The sequence below is a fragment of the Planomonospora algeriensis genome (assembly GCF_977012225.1).
Window position 1 is genome coordinate 1 of record NZ_CDRNDK010000649.1, and the last position, 2,790, is coordinate 2,790.

4 protein-coding genes are annotated in these 2,790 nt (G+C 72.7%); 2 read left to right on the forward strand and 2 right to left on the reverse strand.

Going from position 1 to position 2,790, the window contains the following annotated elements:
• Nucleotides 1-138: 138 nt before the first annotated feature.
• Nucleotides 139-1,281, forward strand: a complete 1,143-nt coding sequence (locus tag ACWJ6R_RS33945; RefSeq protein WP_449066140.1) for an acyl-CoA dehydrogenase family protein — start codon at nucleotides 139-141, stop codon at nucleotides 1,279-1,281.
• A gap of 23 nt (nucleotides 1,282-1,304) precedes the next feature.
• On the opposite strand, the gene ACWJ6R_RS33950 is transcribed toward ACWJ6R_RS33945, so the two are convergent.
• A complete protein-coding gene (locus ACWJ6R_RS33950) occupies nucleotides 1,305-1,790 on the reverse strand; it encodes an SRPBCC family protein (RefSeq protein ID WP_449066141.1) in 486 nt (161 codons plus the stop codon).
• Nucleotides 1,787-2,125, reverse strand: a complete 339-nt coding sequence (locus ACWJ6R_RS33955; protein ID WP_449066142.1) for an ArsR/SmtB family transcription factor — start codon at nucleotides 2,123-2,125, stop codon at nucleotides 1,787-1,789. Before ACWJ6R_RS33955 ends, ACWJ6R_RS33950 begins: the two co-directional genes overlap by 4 nt.
• Nucleotides 2,126-2,227: 102 nt before the next feature.
• Between ACWJ6R_RS33955 and ACWJ6R_RS33960 the strand changes: the two genes are divergently transcribed.
• Nucleotides 2,228-2,728, forward strand: a complete 501-nt coding sequence (locus ACWJ6R_RS33960) for an Lrp/AsnC family transcriptional regulator (RefSeq protein ID WP_449066143.1) — start codon at nucleotides 2,228-2,230, stop codon at nucleotides 2,726-2,728.
• Nucleotides 2,729-2,790: the final 62 nt, after the last annotated feature.

Genomic DNA, 2,790 nt, shown 5'->3' on the forward strand with positions numbered 1-2,790 from the left:
CGGCGTCCCGGACCCGGGCGAGGGCGGCACGGCCGGGCGGGGGTCCGCCGGGGCGCGCCGGATGCCAGAATCGGGGTGGCCGGTGATCCCGGCCGCCCTTTTCCACTGTTCCACGCCCATGATCTGGAGTGTGCGGAGATGTCCGTCGAGCGCGTCCTTCCCAGCCCCGAGGCCCACGACCTGCTGGACCTGGTCCGCGACCTGGTCGGCAAGGAGGTCGCGCCCCGGGCCTCCGCCGACGAGTCCGCCGGGCGCTTCCCGCGCGAGGTGTTCACCGTCCTCGGCCGCGCCGGGCTGCTCGGCCTGCCCTACCCCGAAGAGCACGGCGGGGCCGCGCAGCCGTACGAGGTGTACCTCCAGGTGATCGAGGAGCTGGCGGCCGGCTGGCTGGCGGTCGGGCTGGGCCTGTCGGTGCACACGCTCTCGTGCTTCCCGGTCGCGGCCTACGGCACCGCCGGGCAGCGGGCCGAGCTGCTGCCGGAGCTGCTGGGCGGTGAGCTGCTGGGCGCCTACTGCCTGTCGGAGCCGCACTCCGGCTCCGACGCGGCGGCCCTGACGACCCGCGCGGTGCAGGACGCCGACGGCTACACCGTGGACGGGGTCAAGGCCTGGATCACCCACGGCGGGGTCGCGGACTTCTACACCCTGATGGCCCGCACGTCCGACGACGGGGCGCGCGGGATCTCCTGCTTCCACGTCCCGGCCGTGAGCGACGGCCTGTCGTTCGGCACGCCGGAGAAGAAGATGGGCATGCGCTCCTCGCCGACCGCGCAGGTCCGCTTCGACGGCGTGCGGCTCGGACCGGGCGCGCTGCTCGGCGCCGAGGGGGAGGGCTTCCGCATCGCGATGGCCGCGCTGGACGGCGGCAGGCTCGGCATCGCGGCCTGCGCCGTCGGGGTGGCGCAGGCGGCCTTCGACGCCGCCGCCGCCTACGCCAAGGAGCGCCGCCAGTTCGGCTCGCGCATCGTCGACTTCCAGGGCGTCTCCTTCATGCTGGCCGACATGGCCACCCAGCTCGCCGCCGCCCGCGCCCTCTACCTCGACGCGGCCCGGGCGCGCGACGCGGGCCGGCCGTACGGCACGCAGGCGGCGATGGCCAAGCTGTTCGCCACCGACATGTGCATGAAGGTCACCACCGACGCGGTCCAGATCCTCGGCGGCTACGGCTACGTGGAGGACTTCCCGGTCGAGCGGTACATGCGCGAGGCGAAGGTCCTGCAGATCGTGGAGGGCACCAACCAGGTGCAGCGCCTCGTGATCGGCCGCGCGCTGGCCCGGTGACGAGGCGGGCCAGGCGGCTCTCGTCAGAGGGTCTTGACGAGGGCGACGAGCTGGTCGAGCGCCGCGCCCCAGCCCTCGATGAAGCCCATGTCGGCGTGCTTCTTGTTGTCCTCGGGGGTCTGGTGCATGGCGATGGCCCGGTAGCGGGTGCCGCCGGAGGCGGTCGGCTGGAGCTCGATGACCGCGGTGAAGGCCATCTCGCCGGTCTGCGGGCGGTAGCCGGGGGCCAGGGCGCTGGTCCACACCAGCCGCTGCTCGGGGACCACCTCCAGGTAGCAGCCGGCCCCGTCGAACTCCTCGCCCTCGGGGGAGCGCATCACGGTGCGGAAGATCCCGCCGGGGCGCAGGTCGATCTCGCAGTGCGGCGTCTCGTAGGGCTTGGGCGCGAACCACTGGGTGAGGAGGTCGGGGGTGGTCCAGGCCTTCCAGACGAGGGCGGGCGGCACGTCGACCTCCCGCTCGAGCTGGATGTCGAGGTCGGCGTCGAGGACGTGCGGGGTGAACGTCATTGCTGCTCCTTCAGAGTGGTGAGGAAGTGGTCGAGCTGGTCGAGGCGGCGCTGCCAGAGGTGGCGCCGGCCGGCCAGCCAGCCGTCGGCGGTCTCGAGCGCCTCAGGGGTGAGCCGGTAGGTGCGGGATCGGCCCTGCTTGGCCGAGGTGACCAGGCCGGCGCGCTCCAGCACGGCCAGGTGCTGGGTGAACGACGGGAGCGCCATGGCGAACGGCCGGGCCAGCTCCGAGGTGGTGGCCGGGCCGGCGGCGAGCCGTTCGATCACCTTGCGTCGCGTCGGGTCGGCCAGTGCCTGGAAGACCTGGTCGAGCCGCGCCTGTTCGTTTAGGCACACACCTAAGTATGGCTCTCCTCGATACTTAGGTCAATACCTAAGTGTTTGATCCGGCGTCTCGAGGGGTGGACGGCGGGTCCGGATCGTGACCGGAGGTTGGTCATGATCCGGGTGGGATCGCGCTACCTTGGGCGGGTGGAGGAGATCGACCGCCGGATCGTGACATTGCTGGCCGAGGACGGCCGGATGAGCTTCACCGACCTCGCCCGCGAGACGGGCCTGTCGGTCTCGGCTGTGCATCAGCGGGTGCGCCGGCTGGAGAAGCGCGGGGTGGTGCGCGGGTACGCGGCGCTGGTGGACTACGACGAGATCGGCCTGCCGCTCACCGCGTTCGTCTCCATCAAGCCGATCGACCCGGCCGCCGCCGACGACGCTCCCGACCGGCTGGCGCACCTGAGCGCCATCGAGGCCTGCCACAGCGTCGCGGGTGACGAGAGCTACATCCTCAAGGTGCGGGTGGCCTCGCCCGTCGCGCTGGAGGAGCTGCTCAACCAGATCCGCACCGCCGCCAACGTCTCCACCCGGACCACCGTCGTGCTCAGCACGCCGTACGAGCACCGCGCGCCCGAGCTGATGGAGAAGCCGGCGGAGGAGCCCTCGTAGGTCCCGCGCGCCGCCGGGTCCCGGCCCGGCCGGGGTGCGGGCCCCGGGTCCGGACGCCGGCG